2 protein-coding genes are annotated in these 2,517 nt (G+C 68.7%); one reads left to right on the top strand and one right to left on the bottom strand.

What is annotated here, in order from left to right; genetic code table 11:
• Positions 1-366: 366 nt before the first annotated feature.
• Positions 367-1,074, top strand: coding sequence for an SDR family oxidoreductase (locus WA702_RS25330; protein WP_425113280.1), 708 nt, complete (start codon positions 367-369; stop codon positions 1,072-1,074).
• Positions 1,075-1,085: 11 nt separating this feature from the next.
• On the opposite strand, the gene WA702_RS25325 is transcribed toward WA702_RS25330, so the two are convergent.
• The coding region (locus WA702_RS25325) for a methyl-accepting chemotaxis protein (RefSeq protein WP_425113279.1) at positions 1,086-2,517 on the bottom strand (1,432 nt) is incomplete at its 5' end.

Raw genomic sequence — 2,517 nt, 5'->3', positions numbered from 1 at the left:
GGGTGGCACGGACTGCGTGCGAGCCCCTGCCGTCGGCGCCTTTGCCGGCGCGCCCTGGACCATGCCGCCGTGCGAGCCGCGCTAGGGTTATACTGAGCCCGCCAGCACGGCATAAGCTCTGTTGTCGCCCCTGCGGACGCAGGGGCCCATAACCACCGCGCGTAGTTTCGCGCCAGATGCTCGTGGCATCTGCCTTTGTGACAACGTCTGCTGCGGCTGAGTCCCGGCTCGCGCTTCGCTTAGCCGGGACGACAGCGGTGGGTGCTGCGGCCATTCGACGTTCGACGTGACCGACACGGCCGGGCTTGCCTTGATGCTGCCGCTGCGAGACAACCTCGGACGCAGCAGCAACGGGGATCACAGGTCATGTCAGGACAAAAGAAGGTCGCGCTCGTCACCGCCGGCGGCAGCGGCATGGGCGCTGCGGCGGCGCGCCGGCTTGCGTCCGACGGCTTTCATGTCGCGATCCTGTCCTCATCAGGCAAAGGCGAGGCGCTGGCGCGCGAGCTTGGCGGCTTCGGCGTCACCGGCTCCAACCAATCCAACGATGACCTCAAGCGGTTGGTCGACGAGGCCGTATCGCGCTGGGGCCGCATCGATGTGCTGGTCAACAGCGCCGGCCATGGGCCGCGCGCGCCGATCCTGGAGCTGACCGACGAGCAGTGGCACACCGGGCTGGACACCTATTTGCTCAACGTCATCAGGCCGACCCGGCTGGTCGCGCCTGCCATGCAGGCGCAGAAGGCGGGCGCGATCATCAACATCTCCACCGCCTGGGCGTTCGAGCCGAGCGCGATGTTTCCGACCTCGGCGGTGTTTCGCGCCGGGCTTGCCGCCTTCACCAAGATCTTTACCGACAACTACGCCGCCGACAATATACGCATGAACAACGTGCTGCCGGGCTGGATCGACAGCCTGCCGAAAACCGAGGAGCGACGTCAGACCGTCCCGATGCAGCGCTACGGCACGACGGCGGAAATCGCGGCGACCATTTCCTTCCTGGCCTCCGACGGCGCGGCCTACATCACCGGGCAGAACATCCGCGTCGACGGCGGCCTGACGCGGGCGGTGTGACGCCGTCGGCTCTAGGCCACGCGCACCGAATCCAGAAAGCGCGCGACCTCGCTGCGCAGCCGGCTGCTCTGGCCGGCGAGCGACTTCGCCGCTGACAGCACCTGGGATGAGGCCGATCCGGTGTCGTCGGCACCCTGCCGCACGCTGGCGATATTGGCCGAGACCTCCTGCGTGCCATGGGCGGCCTGCTGCACGTTGCGGGAGATCTCGCGAGTCGCCGAGCTCTGCTCCTCGACCGCCGAGGCGATGGCCGAGGCGATCTCCGACATGCGCGCGATGGTCTCGCCGATCTCCTTTATCGAGCCGACCGATTCCTGCGTCGCGCCCTGGATGCCGCCGATCTGCTGGCCGATCTCGCCGGTCGCTTTCGCCGTCTGCTCGGCCAGCGCCTTCACCTCCGAGGCGACCACGGCAAAGCCACGGCCGGCTTCGCCGGCACGCGCCGCCTCGATGGTGGCGTTGAGCGCCAGCAGGTTGGTCTGGCCGGCGATCGCGTTGATCAGTTCGACCACGTCGCCGATCCGCGCCGCGGCCTTGGCAAGCTCGCCGACGCGTTCGTTGGTCTTGCGGGCCTGCTCCATCGCTTCGCCGGCGATGCGCGCGGAATCGTGCACCTGACGGCTGATCTCGTCGACCGACGACGTCATCTGCTCGGCGGCCGCGGCGACCGAATGCACGTTAGTCGAGGCCTCCTCGGAGGCGCCGGCCACCACCGTGGCCAATTCCAGCGAGCGTCCTGCCGTCGTCGTCAGCATGCCGGCCGAGCGTTCCAATTCGCTGGCGGCCTCGGAGACGACGCCGATCACCTCGCCGATCGCAGTCTCGAACTCGCGCGTGAAGCGCTCGACGCGCTGGCCGCGCTCGATCTTCGCCTGCGCATCGCGCGCCGCCGCCGCCTCGGCCGCCTTCTTGGCCAGCAGCGCTTCCTTGAAGGTCTCCAGCGAGCCCGCCATCGCGCCGATCTCGTCATCGCGGCCGCTGGAGGGGATGGCGACATCGTCGCGGCCTTCGGCCATTTCGCCGATCACGCCGGTGAGGTTCACGATCGGCGCGATGACGCGGCGGCGCAGCAGCATGGTGACGCCGACCAGGAGGCCGAGCAGTGCGACAACGACCACGCCGGCAAGCCCCAGCAGCATCCAGGCCTGATCGCGCGCGTGAGCGGCGCGTTCGCGTGCCTCGGTGATGGCCGCATCGCGCACCGCCAGGAACTTCATAATCGGCGGCACCACGACCTCCGCCAATTGATCGGCGTTGACCGAGTAGTTCGCGTCGGCAAGGCCGGTTGCGATCTCCTTCTCGACCACCGGGGCGGCGCGGCCGAAATAGGCGTCCTTGGCGCCCTTCAGTGCCTCGGTCAGTCGCGCCGGATTGCCGAGCTGATCGACGCCGGCATCGATCCGGTCGCGGTCGGACTCGATGCGCCCCTGACCGCGGTCGGTC

The organism is Bradyrhizobium sp., from assembly GCF_049798375.1.
In the GTDB taxonomy this organism is placed as follows: Bacteria; Pseudomonadota; Alphaproteobacteria; order Rhizobiales; family Xanthobacteraceae; genus Bradyrhizobium.
The sequence above is the reverse complement of the archived record's forward strand: the minus strand, read 5'-3'. Positions and strand labels throughout refer to the sequence as shown.